Consider the following 14,776-nt stretch of genomic DNA (forward strand, 5'->3'; position numbering starts at 1 on the left):
CCGGTCTGTTGGGCGCCGGCGGTGCGGGCCGACGGGAAGAGAGCGGGCAGCGCCAGCGACGAGGCGGCACCGAGGAACGAGCGTCTTGTCGGCATCGTCAGGCCCTTTCGTCGGTGCCGGCAGCATCCTTCGCCGTGCCGGTTGCGATCTGCCCGCCGGGCAGATGGCCGAACACGTGCGGCATGCACTGCCGATTGAACCAGGAGAGGTTGACCGGCTCACCCGACAGGGCGCGCTTGACCAGGGGGACGGATTGCTCCCCGATGAGAATGCCAAGCAGACCGATCAGCGCGATGACCGGCGGCGCCGGCGAGCGGACGTTGAGCAGCGCATAGATGACGCCGACGACCAGCCCGGCTCCAAGCGAGAGAAGGTACATCTTCATCGCCAACTCCTTTACGGGATAAAGGTGGCGCTCCGGCCGCAGCGAGGCGGCCAGAGCGTTAATCTAGAGCGCGGAAGCGTTCTGTCAGTGGCCTTCGGACGCGCCGAACATCGACTTGGCGTAGATGATGCCGAGGCCATACGAACCGCCGAACTTCTTGGCGATACCGGTGGTCATGTCGTAGGTCTCGGTGCGCGCCCAGTCGCGCTGCAGCTCGAGCATGTATTGCAGCGAGGTCATCGGCCGGACGCCGGCCTGCACCATGCGGTCCATCGCCCGCTCATGCGCCTCATCCGAAACGTCGCCGCAGGCGTCGGCGATGACATAGACCTCGAATCCCTGATCGAGCGCCGAGAGGGTCGGGCCGACGATGCAGACCGAGGTCCACAGCCCGCACATGACAAGGCGCTTCTTGCCGATGCGGTTGACCTCTTCGATCACCGCGGCGTCTTCCCAGGTGTTCATCGAGGTGCGGTCCAGCAGTTTCTGGCCGGGGAAGGCATCGGTGATCTCGGAGAACATCGGGCCGGAGAACGTCTTTTCGGCAACGGTCGTGAGGATGGTCGAAACGCCGAAACCTGCCGCCGCATTGGCGACAAGTGCTGCGTTGTTGCGCAGGAGCACCGCGTCGATCGACTTGGTCGCAAAGGACATCTGCGACTGGAAGTCGATCATGATCAGGGTGTGGTCTTTGGGCGAGACGAGGAGTTTACCGGGGGTCGCTGTCGCAGACATGGTCGTGACCTCTTACTGTTGAAACTGAACTCCGATTGGAGAGGCCCAACTATGCCGCCGACCGGCGACCCGTTCTTGTCGCCAAAGGTGGATTTTTGAAAGTTTCGCTCGCCTTCAGCCGGCAGGGCGCGTGTACTTTCAGAGGGTTACGACTGTCGGCTGCGCCGCCACTGGCGCGGCGTGGCACCTGCGGCCTGCGCAAAGGCCCGGGTAAAATGGCTCTGATCCGAAAAGCCGCAGACGACGGCAATTTCACTTAGGGACGTGGGCGAGAACTGCAACAGATCCTTGGCCTTTTCGATCCTCTGCTGCAGCAGCCAGCGGTAGGGCGTGCTGCCCATGGTCTCGCGAAAGGCACGCAAAAAAGCCGCCTGCGACAGATTGCAGGTCGCAGCCATGTCCTCGACGGTGAGCTCGCCATCCAGACGGGCTTGCACCAGATCGCGGATCTTTGCCTGGCAGCGCTGCGAAAGCCTGCGTCCTCCGGCAAGGCTCTCGCCACGGCCGTTACCGTACTGCCGGACCATATGCACGCCGATTGCCACCGAGAGCTGGTCGACAAACAGCGCGCTTCGATCCGTGTATCCGTCCACCGACGCAAACAAAGCGCCGAGCATGCCGCCGAGAACAGGGTCGGGCGAGCCGGAAACGGGCCGCAGCTCGCTCACGCCAGAAGCATTTGCCGCGTCTGCGATGCGTTCGAGCGCACCGTGGCCGATTTCAAGCAAGGTGAAATCGAAGGATCCTTTGAGATCGGCTTTATAATCGTCGGCAAAGTTCCTGACGTAGATCGAGTTTTGGCCGAATTCCTGGGTCGCAGAGTGGTGCGCTCCGAAAACCCGGCGGCGATGACCGCCCACAAGCGATAGGCCGATCAGATAGCCTCGCCCGTTGCCAGGTGTCGTGACCTGGCCCGGCGGTCCCGCTGTCGACCGCTTGCGGTGGAAGACCATGTCGCGGCCTTCGATCGTCCTGTCGTCATCCAGCTGGTCGAGCGAGCATCCGAGACTGTCGCGCGGTCGCGCTCCGGCCGAGGCAGCGGAAACATTCGTCATCGTCTTCGCTCCTATGTGTCGAGACTGCCCGCCAAACCCACCTGCCGTGACGACGAAAACGAAAGACGTAAGTCGCCGTGCGCAGGGTAAACGTGCGCGCAACTCATTCTCGGTTTCACCAAATCATTTGCAGGAGCGGCCCTATGATTGCCCCGGTCGCCGCATCATTCTTGCACGTTTTTCACCTGTTTTGAAAATTTTGCACGAGGGCGCGCCCTCTTTCCACCCTATTGCGGAGGTCGATCCACAGCGACGACGACCGACCGGTTCTTTTTCCGGAAGCGTGCCGGCGTTTCCCCCGTCAGGCTGGTGAATACCCGGGTCATGTGGCTCTGGTCGGCAAAGCCGCAGTGGATAGCAATTTCAGCAAGGGGTGTGTCCTGAAGCAGACACTCCTTAACCCGCGCGATCCGATATTCGGACAGCCACCTGGACGGTGTGCGCCCGAAGCTTTCCTTGAAAGCCTTGTTAAAATAGCTGCGCGAGAGCGCGCACTGGGCCGCAAGATCGCCGATCGAGAACGGCGTGTTGAAATGGGCGACCAGAAACTCCGTCGCCAGCCTCTCCTGCCATGGCGCTAGCGTCCCCTTCTTGTCGACGGGGAAATGCAGACCGCCATAGGCCTGGCTGAGATGGGCCAATGCGGCAAGGTTGATCTGTTCGACGAAGAGCAGATTGGCCCGGTCCGGCTCATCGAGCGAGGGCAGCAGGGCCTGGGCAAGGCCGAACATGACCGGATCCACGCGTCCCTGCACGGGAGACAGCGACACATACTCGCCGCGCCCGGCCCTTTCGGTAAAGCTCCGCATAGAGGCAAAGGGAATGTGGAAGCGGACATTGTCGAAGGGCGACAGATGGTGGCACTGCCATTGGTCGCGAAGATCGGTGATCGCGAGCGAGGCCTTGGGATGCCCTCCCTCATACACGAGTTCGCCACGCCGCCACAGGCGATGCGCCTCGAAGTCATGCATCTGGACGATGACGTTGAAGGCATCGGCGACCGGAATCAGCGGCCCGACTTCCAGATCGAAGCGATCCGAGAAGGTTCTCGTGACGGTGATGTCACCGACGCTGATCCGCTTGGCGATCGGGCGCGGTGTGCGTTCGTCTGCGCTCAGTCCTTCTTGCAAGGCCATCGGTCAGGGTCTCCCGATTTCCAGCTCAGCCGCCCGCTTCAGCGGCCGGGCGGATGCTACAACGGTTGGCTGTCGCAATATAGAGGCAAATCCAGCGATGCATCGCCGAGCGTCAAAGGTCAGCATGGTACCCTCACTGCAGCCAGCGCGCGCGCCAGACGGCGGGTGTCACGCCCGTCACCTCACGAAAGGCCTCGACGAACTGGGCCTCGTCGGCATAGCCGCAACTGGCGGCGGTTTTGCTCAGCGACCATCCCTCTTCGATCAGATTGCGCTTGGCGCGACCGATCCGGTACCGCATCAACCACTCTTGCGGCGTCTGGCCGGTCACGGATGCAAAAGCCGCGGCAAAACCCTCTTCCGAAAGATTTGCGGCCGCTGCTGCTGCCGCAAACGAAAAGTCCTTGGCCCAATGGTCGATCATGAAGTCCTTGGCCGCCTTCTCCTGCCACACAGACAGATCGGGGCCGCCGGATGCGACGGCGCGATCCGGGTAGGAATGCAGAAGATGCGCGCAGATGGCGACGGCGATGTGCTGCAGCACCGCACCCGGTTCACCCTCGCTCTCGTCAAGAAGCGGCGACAGCGCCAAGGCGAGATTGTGCATGACGTCGTCGACCTCGCCGCGACGGCATCTAAGACTGGTGGCGGCGGGAGCATGCGAAAACTCGCAGACTTCATGAAACAAGGCCCGTGGCAGATGGAAAGCGAGTGAATCGAGATCGCTGACGAGCCGGATACTGGCGCCCTCAGCGAGATCGACGAGACAGATCGACCCCTGCCGGTAGCGGCGAATTTCACTTTCGCTTTCGCCCGGCACCAGGTCGCAGTGCATGACATCCTTGAAGTAGAACATCAGGAAATAGGCGTCGTCGGCCGGCAGCGATACGATGCGGCTCAGTTCTCCGTTCAGCCGGCACCGCAGGCGCGTCACCGAAAACCGGGCGTCCCGCACGGGCCGCACCATGAGAAACGGCGCCTTCGGCTCGCCAAAATACGCTCCAATACCGCTTGGCTCTGTCATCATCCGTCCAGCCCCGCCCCCTGGCGATGGAGTTCACTCCTCGCGTGCAATCCGATTCGATGCGCGAAAGATCCGACGCAAGGGGGCATCTCGCTATTGCCGCTCATATCCGAGAAAACATGGGGGGTGCTGCCAGTAATTTCTTGTATCCTTTGCTCACATTTAGCCGCAAACGGCTCTGTATTGACTTCATGCCGCATGATCCCGCCGCTTCAAAGCGGCCGCGTCTCGGTGACGTAGCTCTCGAAGAAATCGGAGAACTTGGCAACCCTGAGCGGCAGCCGTTGACGGGCTGTGCGATATCCGGGCATTCGCGGCCTCCGTGGAAGACCTGGCGAACACCATCGGCGACAGGCGGCGTGTGTACCCGGGCCAAGCCGTCTATGGCATCGGCTACGCCACAGGCGCGACGCTGCTCGCCGCACTCCTGGTCAAATATCCTGGTCTGTTCGAGCGAGCGGTCCTGCTGCATCCCCTTGTGTCGTGGGTGCCACCCGGCAACGCCGGACTTCAGGGCAAACCGATCCTGGCCACCGGCGGCCAAGACGATCCTACCGGTCCATTGGCGCTCGCCGAACAACTGGTCGGTTATCTTGCGGGGCAGAAAGCTGATGTCCGGGCCCTCTACAATCGGGGCGCACACGAGATCGGGCAGGATGAATTGATAGCGCTTCGGGATTTCCTTCAGGCGGCCATCGACTGAAGCAATGCGGGCCGCATCTGATGACGCGGCCCGCGATAGATTTTACTGCGCCTTGGCTTCGATATCGACTTGCTCGAGCAGAAGCGCCGGGTTTTCGGCAGCTCCCATCAGTTCGAGCGCGCCGACACCGGCTTCATCCTTGGCCTTGACCTTCAGCGTGAAGGTGCCGGGCTTACTGATGAACTGGGTAAACGCCGTCGCCGCGTCCTGCAGTTTCGGCTGCGTGGCGGCAAAATGCTGCACACCGGCGCTCGTCATCAACACGAGCAGGCCGCGAACGCTGTCCTCGGTCATGTGGTTATCTTCGGCATAGAGCTTGATGCCCTTGGCCATGATGCCCTTGTCCTCGAGCTTGAGCGTGACTTCCCTCGCCGTAAGACCGAACATCGCGATCTGCGCGGCATTGAGGTCGCCAGAGAAGAAGTCCTCCGAAGCGCCGCCCATGACGCCGGAGAAGGAGAGGCTGCCCATGTCCTTGCCATCCAGCGAAATCTGCTTGATGACGAAGTTCTCGTTGGGCTCATCCCACGACAGTTCGACGTTGGACGAGAAGACCAGCTTGTCGAGGCCGATCTTGCGCAGCGTCTTGAAGCCCTCTTCCTGCGTGTCCGCAGGGATCGGAACGCTGAGGTCGCGGTAGCTGACGCGGACATCCGTCGGAATGCCGTTGCGCGGCTTCGTCAGCGCGATTTCATAGGTATCGAGCGTGAAACGAACGCGTTCCGGAACGGACGGCACGGCCGACTGCTCTACGGGCGCCTCGGCCATCGGGTCTTCCGGCACTTCACCGGCGATCTCCGCGCCGCTGGCGGCTTCGCCGTCGGTCGCTTCATCCGCCGACTGCTCTGCAGGCGCCTCGGCCATCGGCTCTTCTGCTGCATCGCCGGGGACCGCCGCGTCGCTGGCGGCTTCGCCGTTTGTCGTTTCGTCCGGCACCTGCTCGGCTTCCGGCGCCTGTTCGGCACTGATCGACGGATCGACCTCGGTTTCGGTCGCGCTCTCGTCCTCGACGGTTTCACTGTCCGTCACGGCTGCCGGGTCGCCGCCGGGCATGTCCACGTCGAGCCCGGCGATCCGGATCGTGCCGAATTCCGGCATCAGCGTGGTGTAGGGGAAGGTCTCGAATTCCTCCTCCTTCAGGCCCGCAAGCTTCGTCAGTGCCTCCATGGTCGGAGCCCATGAGAAACCGTTGATGCTGGCTTCGGCAAACTTGAAGTAGTCGGTCCCCTCGCCCGCCGTGACACCGTTCATCGTGCCATCGAAACTGCGACCGTTGAGCTGGAACGCCATCTTGTCGACGGCGAGCTTCACGAGCTTGCCCTCGGCGTTTTCCTGCTCCGGCACTTCCATCTTCAGGCCGAGCAGTTCCATGTCGCCCTTTGCCAGCATGTCGACCAGCGAAAGAATGCGTTTGAAGAATGCCTGGCGCTCCGCCGGTGGCAGGGCTTGCGGATCGCTGACCCCCTGGAGTTGCTCGAGCGTTTCGAGAAGCGGCTCGGTCGGCATGCGGACGCTGAGGCCGCTGCTGCGCACTTCGTCGTAGCCGAAACGCGACTTGCTGTCGGAGAAGGCAAGGTTCTTTACGGAGATCGGGCCGTAGAGCAGCTTCGGTTCCTTGTCCTCAGGACCGGCTTTTTGCGTGTAGATGCGGGCCATGTAGGCCACATCGAAGCTCTCTCCGGTGACGGCGCCCATGGTGCCGTCCATTTTTTCCCGCTTCGTTGCCCCTTCGCCGTCAGGAATATCCATGGCAAAGGCGAACGTGGCGCCGCTCGCCGAATAGCGCGCAACGCGGCCGCTGGCGATATCCTCGAGCCGGACATCCTTGTAGACCGTCTTCTGCTCGGAGCTTGCAACGTTCTGGACGATGGCCACTTCCGGCGCGGAGACCTGCTTTGCCGCGAAACGCTCGATGCGCTTCAAAAGGTCAGCCTTTTCCCCGCTTGCCGTCAGGCCGGCTGCGAAAAAGTCGGGATCTTCCAGCGTTGCCGCAGGCACGGAAAGCTTGGCGGCCTTCAGGTCGAGCTCCAGGCCCTTCACGTCGAGCTTGCCGCTCAGCGAAAAGATCTTCGGACGTCCGTCGATTGCCGCGATGCGCGCGCTGACGCCATCGGCGAAAGGCAGCGTGACGTCGCGCAGATGAATGCGGCCGAAGAAGTCCGCCTCAACCAAGCCGGCCTTCCCGCCGCGCTCGGCGATGAAGGTCCCGACCGCCTTTTCGAGCATGAACTTGCCGCCGACGACACCCGCGGCTGCGATCGCGATGACCGCGACAGCAGCCCAAAGTGCTTTGCGACGGCCCTTGCCGGCACCAATTTCTGTCTCAGCCACGATTTCTGTCCTTTCGTCACACGAAAAATGGAAAGCTCTTGAGTCGTTGCGGTGTGACTAACCATTGGCGCTACCTTCCGCAAGTTTGGCGGGAGTGCAGTGCAACAATTTTCTTGTATCGGCTGCAATCGGCAAACGCTCCAACGTCATCAAAAATGCATGGAGGGCTGCAAGCATGTGCCCATGGGACCCATGTCCATTAGCGATAGGATTCGCTTATCGCCACCATCAGGAAATCCAACTTAAATTAATGGAACCACTTTGATAGAGTCTACGGCACAATGAGGGAGACGCAGCCAGTGGCGACACCGCTTCGCGGAACGACAACCACCGACGGCACCAGACATGCCGGGCCGCGGGCTCGGCTGGGCGCCTGTCAGCGCCTGGCGCTTTTCCTCTGACCCATCCAAAATTCACGTCATCTTGAAGGGAGATAAAAATGGACGCGAAAGCCGACAAAACGGGCAAATGTCCCGTCATGCACGGAGCCCAGACGAGCGCACAGTCGCCCGGCACCTCGAACCGCGACTGGTGGCCGAACCAGCTCAACCTGAAGATCCTGCACCAGAACTCTTCGCTGTCCGATCCGATGGGCGAAGCCTTCGACTACGCCGAGGAATTCAAGAAACTCGACCTGCCGGCGGTGAAGAGGGACCTCTTCGCGCTGATGACCGATTCGCAGGATTGGTGGCCGGCCGACTTCGGTCACTATGGCCCGCTCTTCATCCGCATGGCCTGGCACAGCGCCGGCACCTACCGTACCGGTGACGGCCGCGGCGGCGCGGGCGCCGGACAGCAGCGCTTTGCGCCACTAAACAGCTGGCCGGACAATGCCAATCTCGACAAGGCACGCCGGCTGCTGTGGCCGATCAAGCAGAAATACGGCAACAGCATCTCCTGGGCCGACCTGATGATCCTCGCCGGCAACTGTGCGCTCGAGTCTATGGGCTTCAAGACCTTCGGCTTTGCCGGTGGCCGCCCCGACGTCTGGGAACCGGAGGAAGACATCTACTGGGGCACGGAAAAGACCTGGCTCGACGACAAGCGCTACTCGGGCGACCGCGACCTCGAAAACCCGCTCGCCGCCGTTCAGATGGGCCTGATCTACGTCAATCCGGAAGGCCCGAACGGCACTCCGGACCCGCTCGCCGCCGCGCGTGACATCCGCGAAACCTTCGCGCGCATGGCGATGAACGACGAGGAAACCGTGGCGCTGATCGCCGGCGGCCACACCTTCGGCAAGACCCATGGCGCCGGCGATGCGGCCAATGTCGGCCGCGAGCCGGAAGCTGCCGGTATCGAGGAACAGGGCCTCGGCTGGGCAAGCACCTACGCCAGCGGCCGTGGTGGCGACACCATCACGAGTGGCCTCGAAGTCACCTGGACGACGACGCCGACCAAATGGAGCAACAACTTCTTCTGGAACCTCTTCGGCTACGAATGGGAACTGACGAAGAGCCCGGCCGGCGCACACCAGTGGACGCCGAAGCATGGCATGGGTGCCAACACCGTGCCGGACGCGCACGACAAATCCAAGCGCCATGCGCCGTCGATGCTGACGACCGACCTCGCCCTGCGCGTCGACCCGGCCTACGAGAAGGTCGCACGGCATTTCTACGAGAACCCGGATGCCTTCGCCGACGCCTTCGCCCGCGCCTGGTACAAGCTGACGCACCGCGACATGGGTCCACGCGCCCGCTATCTCGGCCCGGAAGTGCCGGCCGAAGAGTTGATCTGGCAGGATCCGATCCCGGTCGTCGATCATCCGCTCGTCGACGCCAAGGATATCGCCGATCTCAAGGCCAGGATCCTCGCATCGGGCCTTTCGGTCTCCGAACTAGTTTCGACCGCCTGGGCGTCGGCCTCGACCTTCCGCGGCTCGGACAAGCGCGGCGGCGCCAATGGCGCGCGCATCCGCCTTTCCCCGCAGAAGGACTGGCAGGTCAACCAGCCGGCGCAGCTGGCGAAGGTTCTCGAGGTCCTCGAAGGCATCCAGCGTAGTTTCAACGACGCCCAGTCCGGCGGCAAGAAGGTGTCGCTCGCCGACCTGATCGTGCTCGGCGGCGCCGCAGCGGTCGAGAAGGCAGCCAAAGCCGCCGGCCACGACATCGAGGTCGCCTTTGCGCCTGGCCGCATGGATGCGACGCAAGAGCAGACCGATGTCGAGTCCTTCGCGGTTCTCGAACCGATCGCCGACGGCTTCCGCAACTACCAGCGGGCCCAGTACGCGGTTTCGCCGGAAGAGCTGCTGATCGACAGGGCGCAGTTGCTGACGCTGACCGCGCCGGAGATGACCGTGCTCGTCGGGGGCTTGCGCGTTCTCGGCGCGAACCACGGGCAGACCGCCCACGGCGTCTTCACCGATCGTCCGGAAACGCTCAGCAACGACTTCTTCGTCAACCTGCTCGACATGGGCACGGCCTGGACGGCGACATCCGACGCGAAGGATGTCTTCGAAGGGCGTGACCGCAGAACCGGCGACGTCAAGCGGACGGCCACCCGCATCGATCTCGTCTTCGGTTCGAACTCGCAGCTGCGGGCCATCGCCGAAGTCTACGGCCAGGCGGATGCAAAGGCGAAGTTCGTACGCGATTTCGTCGCGGCCTGGAACAAGGTGATGAACGCCGACCGTTTCGACCTCGTCTGACGGCTGGATCCGGCAACAGTACTAAGCATGGTCCCGGCATCGCGCCGGGACCTGTCTGCCCAGCGGCTTCGCGAAACTGTCACCGGAGGTTGCAGACCGGTCTCGTCAATTGTGACGATGTGGCACACGTAAAACGTTCGCCTCCACGCATCTCCCTCAACCGAAATCCGACAAAATCAGCCTGTCGCCTCCCTCTGCCGTGAACGGACGATGGTCTGGCAAATCATTGCTTTTGTGACAAGTTCTCTCTGAACCCGCCTTTCGCGGGTATTTGCATCATCTTTGCAAGCCTCCACTTAAATCAACCCATGATTGCGTGACTTGGCGCGGAGAACATGTTCTGATTTCAATGCACTGCCAAGGACTGATCTTATCTCCAGCTGTTTCGTTCAGGGGGAACGTTGCATGCGTCGTTCGAGAATTCCTGCCCTTTCACTATCATCAGCACTGCTTGTCGCGATCGGGTTTTCCGCGCAAACGGCATTGGCGCAGCAGGCGCCAGCCGTGGTCGTGGCGCCGGCCACCATCATGGACCTGCGCGAGAGCGTGGATCTGACGGGCAAGGTTACGGCGATCCAGAAAGTCGATATTCGCGCCCGCGTTTCGGGTTTCCTCGAGGCGGTCAACTTCACCGAAGGGCAGAAGGTGACGGCGGGCACGGAGCTCTACCGGGTGGAAGACGGCGCCTACCGCGCCGCCGTGCAGGAGATCGAAGGGCAGATCGAGGCAGCCGAAGCCGCCAAGGAATTCGCGATCCTCGAGCGCGACCGCGCCGAGCAGCTCCTCACCAGCAAGACGATCAGCCAAGCCAAGGTCGACGAAGCGCACGCGCAAGTCAGGAAAGCCGAAGGCGACCTGATCCGGCTCAAGGGCAGCAAGGACAACGCCGACCTCAACCTCTCCTATACGAAGATCACGGCGCCTTTCGACGGCATCGTCGGCCTGACGGCGGCCGATGTCGGCGCCCTCGTCGGCCCGGACAGCGGCCCGCTCGTGACGCTGACCCGGCTCGACCCGATCTATGTCCAGTTTCCGGTGGCGACCGCACTTTACCTCACCTATCGCGAACGGGTGCTGAAGGGCGAGATCAGCGGCGGCGCCAATGTCGGGCTCGGCCTTCCGAACGGCACCGAGTACAAGCAAAAAGGCACGATCAACTTTATCGCCAGCAACGTCTCGCAAGGGACGGACACCGTGACCGTGCGCGCCGAGTTCCCCAATCCGGACAGCATCCTGCTCGACGGTGCGCTGGTGCGGGTGATGCTCGAACAATCCGACAAGCAGAACGTGCTTGCCGTGCCGCAGCAGGCGGTCCAGCGTGACCAGCAGGGCGCCTTCGTTCTGGTGGTCGACGCCAGCTCCAAGGTCGAGCTTCGCCGCATCGACGTGTCACGCAACGCCCGCGGCCAGGCGGTCATCAGCAAGGGCCTCAAGGAAGGCGAGAACGTCATCACAGAGGGCGCCGGCAAGGTGCGGCCCGGCATCACCGTCGATGCAGCCACGGCAGCAGGTGGCTAAGCGATGATTTCAGAGATCTTTATCGATCGCCCGCGCTTCGCCACGGTCATTTCCATCGTGCTGACGCTGGCGGGTCTGCTTGCGCTCACCCGTCTGCCGATCGCCCAGTTCCCCGATATCGTGCCGCCGCAGGTGAGCGTCACCGCCAGTTATCCCGGCGCCGGCGCCGACGTGGTCGAAACCACCGTCGCCCAGCCGATCGAAAGCAAAGTCGTCGGCGTCGACGACATGCTCTACATGAAGTCGACGAGCGGCGCCGACGGCTCTTATACGCTGACCGTCACCTTCGCCGTCGGCACCGACCCCGACATCGCCACCGTCAACGTGCAGAACCGCGTGTCGCTCGCCGAGGCCGGCCTGCCCTCCGAGGTCAAGCAGAGCGGCGTCAGCGTGCGCAAGAAGTCCTCCGCGCTGATGCAGGTCGTCACGATCTTTGCAGCGGACGAGAAGCAGAACTTCGACAGCCTGTTCCTGTCCAACTACGCCACGATCAACGTGCTCGACACGGTCAAGCGCGTGCCCGGCGTCGGCGATGCCCAGCTCTTCGGCGCCCAGGACTACTCGATGCGCGTCGTGCTCGACATCGACCGCATGACCAGCCTCGACCTAACGCCGACCGATGTGATCAATGCGCTGAAGGCCCAGAACGTCCAGGCCGCGATCGGCCGCATCGGCGCCCAGCCGATGACCGACGACCCGCTGTTCCAGCTCAATCTCCAGACGCAAGGGCGCCTCACCGATCCCAAACAGTTTGAGGACGTGGTTCTGAGGGCACGGCCCGACGGCTCCTATGTGCGCATCCGCGACGTCGCGCGCGTCGAGCTCGGCGCCGCCAGCTCCGATTCCAACGCCCGGATCAACGGCAAGCCGGTCGCCATGATCGGCACCTACCAGGCGCCGGGCGCCAACGCGCTTGCCGCCGCCAGGGGCGTGCAGGAGGCGATGGAACGGCTGTCGAAATCCTTCCCGCCGGGCCTCACCTATTCGGTCTCCTACGACACAGCCCAGTTCGTCGAAGCCAGCGTCGACAACGTCGAGGAGACGCTGTTTGAGGCCTTCATCCTCGTCATCATCATCGTCTTCCTGTTCCTCGGAAACTGGCGGGCGACCCTGATCCCACTCGTTGCCGTTCCCGTCGCACTCATCGGCACCTTCGCCGTGCTGCTCGCCATGGGTTTCTCGCTCAATACCGTGTCGCTGCTTGCCATGGTGCTGGCGATCGGCATCGTCGTTGACGACGCGATCGTGGTCGTCGAAAACGTCGAGCGGGTGATGGAGGAAAATCCAGGCCTGTCGGCTGCGGAAGCGGCAAGGCGTGCGATGGGCGAAATCACCGGCGCCATCGTCGCCATCACGCTCGTGCTGCTCTCCGTCTTCGTGCCCGTCGCCTTCATTCCTGGCCTCAGCGGCCAGCTGTTCCAGCAGTTTGCCGTCGCCGTTTCAGTGTCGATGGTGATCTCGGCGATCAACGCGCTGACGCTCAGCCCGGCGCTCTGCGCGGTGCTCTTGAAACCCCATCATGGGCCGAAGCGCGGCATCCTCGGTTACATCTCGCGGACCATCGACAAGGGGCGTGACGGCTATGCCTTCGTCGCCGGACACATCGCCCGGCGCGCCATCATCGGCCTGGCACTGCTCGCGGTCGCCTTCGTCGCCACGGGCTTCCTCTTCAAGGTCGTGCCGACCGGCTTCCTGCCGGCGGAAGACCAGGGCGCGTTCTTCACGGAAATCCGTCTGCCGGAAGGCGCCTCCTACAACCGCACCGACGAAGTCGTGAAACAGGTCGAGACGATGCTCGGCGGCATCGAGGGCGTTGCCAACGTCATCACCGTCACCGGCTACTCCTTCCTCGACGGTTTGTCGAAGTCCAACTCGGCCTTCGCGATCGTCACGATGAAACCCTTTGCGGAACGCCTGAGCGAAGCGGCCGGCGTCGAGGCGGCGATCCGCACGACCATGGTCAAGGGCCAAGCGATCCGCGGCGCGCAGATCTTCGCCTTCAACCTGCCGCCAATCATGGGCCTCGGCACCGGCTCGGGCTTTGAGTACCAGTTGCTCGATCTGCAGGGCCGTTCCGTCGCCGATCTTTCGGCAACGGCGGGCGGCTTGATTATCGCCGCCAACCAGAACCCGGCGCTCGGGCCGACCTTCACCACCTATTCGGCAAGCTCGCCGCAGCTCTATCTCGATATCGACCGCGACCGCCTGCAGGCCCTCGGCGTTTCGGTGAGCGACCTCTTCACCACGCTGCAGGGCACGCTCGGCAGCTATTACGTCAACGACTTCAACCTCTTCGGCCGCACCTGGAAGGTGACGATGCAGGCGGCGCAAGCCGACCGCAACGCCGTCGACGACATCCAGCGCCTACACGTGCGCAATACGAGCGGCGACATGGTGCCGGTCGCCTCGGTCGCCAAGGTCGACTATATCGTCGGTCCCCAGTCGATCGTGCGCTACAACAATTATCGCTCGATCACGCTGAACGGCCAGCCGTCCGCCGGCCACTCCTCGGGCGAGGCGCTTGCCGCCATGGAAGCGTTGTCGGCCTCGACCCTGCCGCCCGGCTACAGCTACGAATGGACCGGAACGGCGTTGCAGGAGCTGGAGGCGGCGGGCAAGACCACCGCCATCCTGGCAATGGCCGTGCTGTTCGCCTACCTCTTCCTCGTCGCGCTCTACGAAAGCTGGACGATCCCCGTGCCGGTGCTCCTGTCGGTTGCCTTCGGCGTCTCAGGCGCGCTCTTGTCCGTGCTCGTCGCGGGTCTGTCCTTCGACATCTACGCCCAGATCGGCCTCGTCGTGCTGATCGCGCTCGCCTCGAAGAACGCGATCCTGATCGTCGAGTTTGCCAAGGCGCACCGCGAGGCTGGAGCAAGCATCGTCGATGCGGCGATCGAAGGCGCCCGCGCCCGCTTCCGCGCCGTGATGATGACGAGCTTCGCCTTCATCGTTGGCCTGGTGCCGCTGGTGGTCGCCAAGGGCGCCGGCGAACTCAGTCGGCGCGCGGTCGGCACCGGTGTCGCTGGCGGCATGCTTGCCGCAGCGCTCGTCGGCATCTTCGTCATTCCGGCGCTCTACGTCGCTTTCCAGTGGCTGCGTGAGCGCGGCCACAAGCTCGTGGGCATTTCCCGGCATCCGGCCGTTGAAGGCGAAGCAGCGGAACGCAAGGCCGAGACGCCGGCCGGGCACTGACCGCCGGTCGAGTTCAAGCCGACAAGGGATCGTATCTCTCGTCTCAGCTT

At 63.1% G+C, this 14,776-nt stretch carries 10 protein-coding genes; 4 read left to right on the plus strand and 6 right to left on the minus strand.

Annotation, left to right across the window (positions count from 1 at the left end; translation table 11 throughout):
- Positions 1-97 precede the first annotated feature (97 nt).
- The 5 genes from BLU15_RS18150 to BLU15_RS18170 form a co-directional block, all read right to left on the minus strand.
- Positions 98-385, minus strand: a complete 288-nt coding sequence (locus tag BLU15_RS18150; protein ID WP_034789552.1) for a XapX domain-containing protein — start codon at positions 383-385, stop codon at positions 98-100.
- Positions 386-469: 84 nt separating this feature from the next.
- The gene (locus tag BLU15_RS18155; RefSeq protein ID WP_043623178.1) at positions 470-1,120 is read right to left on the minus strand and encodes a hydrolase; all 651 of its coding nucleotides are present in this window, start codon (positions 1,118-1,120) and stop codon (positions 470-472) included.
- Positions 1,121-1,266: 146 nt separating this feature from the next.
- Positions 1,267-2,175 carry a helix-turn-helix domain-containing protein gene (locus BLU15_RS18160; RefSeq protein WP_060585703.1) on the minus strand — a complete coding sequence of 303 codons (909 nt, stop codon included), beginning with the start codon at positions 2,173-2,175 and terminating at the stop codon, positions 1,267-1,269.
- A gap of 227 nt (positions 2,176-2,402) precedes the next feature.
- Complete coding sequence (locus BLU15_RS18165) at positions 2,403-3,311, minus strand: helix-turn-helix domain-containing protein (protein ID WP_034789564.1); 909 nt, start codon at positions 3,309-3,311, stop codon at positions 2,403-2,405.
- A 133-nt stretch (positions 3,312-3,444) separates the two neighbouring features.
- The gene (locus BLU15_RS18170; protein ID WP_244546768.1) at positions 3,445-4,335 is read right to left on the minus strand and encodes a helix-turn-helix domain-containing protein; all 891 of its coding nucleotides are present in this window, start codon (positions 4,333-4,335) and stop codon (positions 3,445-3,447) included.
- A 322-nt stretch (positions 4,336-4,657) separates the two neighbouring features.
- Between BLU15_RS18170 and BLU15_RS18175 the strand changes: the two genes are divergently transcribed.
- Positions 4,658-5,038: an alpha/beta hydrolase gene (locus BLU15_RS18175; RefSeq protein ID WP_064817024.1), complete on the plus strand. Its 381-nt coding sequence runs from the start codon at positions 4,658-4,660 to the stop codon at positions 5,036-5,038.
- Positions 5,039-5,080: 42 nt separating this feature from the next.
- On the opposite strand, the gene BLU15_RS18180 is transcribed toward BLU15_RS18175, so the two are convergent.
- On the minus strand, positions 5,081-7,369 hold the full coding sequence (locus BLU15_RS18180) for a prolipoprotein diacylglyceryl transferase (RefSeq protein ID WP_090297010.1): 2,289 nt from the start codon (positions 7,367-7,369) through the stop codon (positions 5,081-5,083).
- 439 nt (positions 7,370-7,808) lie between these two features.
- Here BLU15_RS18180 and katG point away from each other — a divergent pair, with 439 nt between their 5' ends.
- From katG to BLU15_RS18195, 3 genes are all read left to right on the plus strand, one after another.
- Complete coding sequence (gene katG, locus BLU15_RS18185; protein WP_090297014.1) at positions 7,809-10,016, plus strand: catalase/peroxidase HPI; 2,208 nt, start codon at positions 7,809-7,811, stop codon at positions 10,014-10,016.
- 405 nt (positions 10,017-10,421) lie between these two features.
- A complete protein-coding gene (locus BLU15_RS18190) occupies positions 10,422-11,534 on the plus strand; it encodes an efflux RND transporter periplasmic adaptor subunit (RefSeq protein WP_034789574.1) in 1,113 nt (370 codons plus the stop codon).
- A gap of 3 nt (positions 11,535-11,537) precedes the next feature.
- Complete coding sequence (locus tag BLU15_RS18195; RefSeq protein ID WP_090297017.1) at positions 11,538-14,726, plus strand: efflux RND transporter permease subunit; 3,189 nt, start codon at positions 11,538-11,540, stop codon at positions 14,724-14,726.
- The last annotated feature ends 50 nt before the right edge of the window (positions 14,727-14,776 follow it).

Origin of the sequence: Ensifer sp. YR511 (assembly GCF_900103045.1) — a bacterium.
Classification (GTDB): Bacteria; Pseudomonadota; Alphaproteobacteria; order Rhizobiales; family Rhizobiaceae; genus Ensifer; species Ensifer adhaerens.